3 protein-coding genes are annotated in these 2,225 nt (G+C 61.7%); all 3 read left to right on the top strand.

Annotated features, from left to right (window positions below; all coding sequences use genetic code 11):
- A partial coding sequence (locus JI739_RS24270) for a rolling circle replication-associated protein (RefSeq protein ID WP_236590036.1) occupies nt 1-771 on the top strand: 771 nt, incomplete at its 5' end.
- Nucleotides 765-995 carry a DUF4224 domain-containing protein gene (locus JI739_RS24265; RefSeq protein ID WP_201686600.1) on the top strand — a complete coding sequence of 77 codons (231 nt, stop codon included), beginning with the start codon at nt 765-767 and terminating at the stop codon, nt 993-995. The genes JI739_RS24270 and JI739_RS24265, both read left to right, overlap by 7 nt.
- The gene (locus JI739_RS24670) at nt 995-1,969 is read left to right on the top strand and encodes a tyrosine-type recombinase/integrase (protein WP_236590035.1); all 975 of its coding nucleotides are present in this window, start codon (nt 995-997) and stop codon (nt 1,967-1,969) included. Before JI739_RS24265 ends, JI739_RS24670 begins: the two co-directional genes overlap by 1 nt.
- Nucleotides 1,970-2,225 lie beyond the last annotated feature (256 nt).

Here is a 2,225-nt window from a genome sequence, read left to right as displayed (position 1 = left end):
CCGGCATCGGCCTCACGCAGGAAGCCAATGATCTGCTCCTCGGTGAATCGCTTCTTCATCGTCCAATTTCCTCGCAGGATTGATTGGACTCCAGATCGTCACGTGGCTGATCTCAGGGGGCAGGGCACCCCGATTCCGTGGTTCGTCACGCTCACCTACGCGGAAGCAGACGCCTGGATGCCAGACCACGTGTCCATCGCAACCGAGCGATTCCGTCGCTGGTGTCAGCGAAACGGATACGGGTGCAAGTACACGTGGGTCGCCGAGATTCAACCAGGCCGCGCGAGACGCACCGGCAAAGAGGTCGTGCACTACCACTTCATCGCGTGGCTTCCACCCGGCGTGGTGATGCCGAAGTGGGATATGGCGCAGGGCCGACGCCGCGCTTTCTGGCCCCACGGCATGACGAACACGCAGCCCGCGAAAGCGGGCATCGGCTACCTCATGAAGTACTTGAGCAAACTTGGTGAGTTCACTGAGTTTCCGAAGGGTTTGCGTCTGTACGGAATCGGAGGACTGGATGCAGGTGGACGCGCAATCAGAACGTGGCTCAATCTTCCCGAGTGGGCCAAGTGCTCCCATGGGGTGGGAGACATCTTCCGGAAGTCGGGTCGTCTTGTGGTGCCCGCAACAGGAGAAATTCTTAGCTCTCCCTACTCTGTGTCCGTGCTGCCCGGTGCGCTCCTCGTGCGTGCCATTGGCCCGGTTCCAGAGAGACGCCATTGCGGGCCGTATTCGACCCTGCCGCAGCGGGGGGAATCCGCGTGCTGACGATTCCCCCCTTTCTCCTGAGTCCTGAGGAAGTGCAGGAAATCACGGGTTTCAAGTTGCCTCGCCTCCAGGTGGACTACCTGCAACGCAAGGGGTGGCGCTTCGAGGTGAACGCGATCGGCCGTCCGATCGTGGCCCGCAAGTACGCCGAGAGGATGCTTGGATGCGGTGATGAACCCGCGCAGGTTGTGCGACCGAACTTCGGCGCGTTGAGGGCCGTCTGATGGGTCGCCGTCGCCAAGGCAACTTCGACGATCCTCCCCGCTTCCACAAGAAGGGGAAGACTTGGTACCACGTGAGCGGATCCGCGCCGCGCGTCTGGCGGAAGCTCTCGACAGACAGGGCCGAAGCGCTCCGCCTCTGGGCACAGCTGGAAGGCGTGAAAGAGGACGACTCCGGCCGCACGCTCGCTGTCATTGCAAAACGCTACGTGCGCGAGGTCTACCCGACGAAAGCCGTTCGCACGAGGAAGGACAACGACAAGGAGCTTACGCAACTCCTGCGCGTCTTCGGCCACATGCCCATCGACGCGATCCTGCCAATGCACATCCGCGAGTACATGGACATTCGCGGCCAGACCGCAAAGGTGCGGGCAAACCGCGAGAAGGCTCTGTTCTCCCACATCTTCAACAAGGCTCGGGAGTGGGGGTACACGGCGGCGCAGAACCCGTGCCAAGGAGTCAAGGGGTTCCGGGAGGCCGGGCGCGACAGGTACGTGACGGATGACGAATTCGCTTGCGTGAAGGCGCACGCCCATCACACTGTTGCCGACGCCATGGACCTCGCCCTTCTCACCGGCCAGCGGCCTGCCGACGTGCTGAAGCTCCGACGCACGGACATTCGGGATGGCGCACTGTGGATCGTGCAAAACAAGACAGGCGCCCGGCTTGGAATCGAGGTCACCGGGGAGCTTGCAGCATTGCTGGACCGCCTCAACTCGCGCCCGAAGGCCGTTAGCCCGTTCCTCATCCAGGATGGCAACGGGCAGCCTCTCTCGCAGTCCGCACTGCGCGCACGCTTCGACAAGGCGCGGAAAGCTGCAGGGGTGAGCTTTCAGTTCCGCGATCTCCGTGCCAAGACGGCGACAGACACTGGCGACTTGGCTCACTCCCAGAAGCTCCTCGCCCATAGAAACCGAGACATGACTGAGCACTATGTGAGAACTCGCGTCGGCGAGCGGGTCCCTCCTTTACGGTAGCCTATTCCCTACCACTCATGAGGGGCTTGATGTGCTACCCTCAAATCGATTTTCTGCGGAGGAGCATGACTTCAGGAAACCTCCCGACAAAGCTCGGGAAAGAGCCTCTAATCGACGTCCTCTTTGAGGTCCGTGAATCGCCCCGAGATTCCTGGAGGCCAGTTGGTTTAAGTCAGGCCACCGCGGTGGGGGCCTGATTGGCGAATTGCCGGTAGTAGTTTGCCTCAGCCTCTGCCGGCGGTATGTAGCCGATCGG

Source organism: Ramlibacter aurantiacus (genome assembly GCF_016722895.1).
GTDB lineage: Bacteria > Pseudomonadota > Gammaproteobacteria > Burkholderiales > Burkholderiaceae_C > Ramlibacter > Ramlibacter aurantiacus.
The sequence above is the reverse complement of the archived record's forward strand: the minus strand, read 5'-3'. Positions and strand labels throughout refer to the sequence as shown.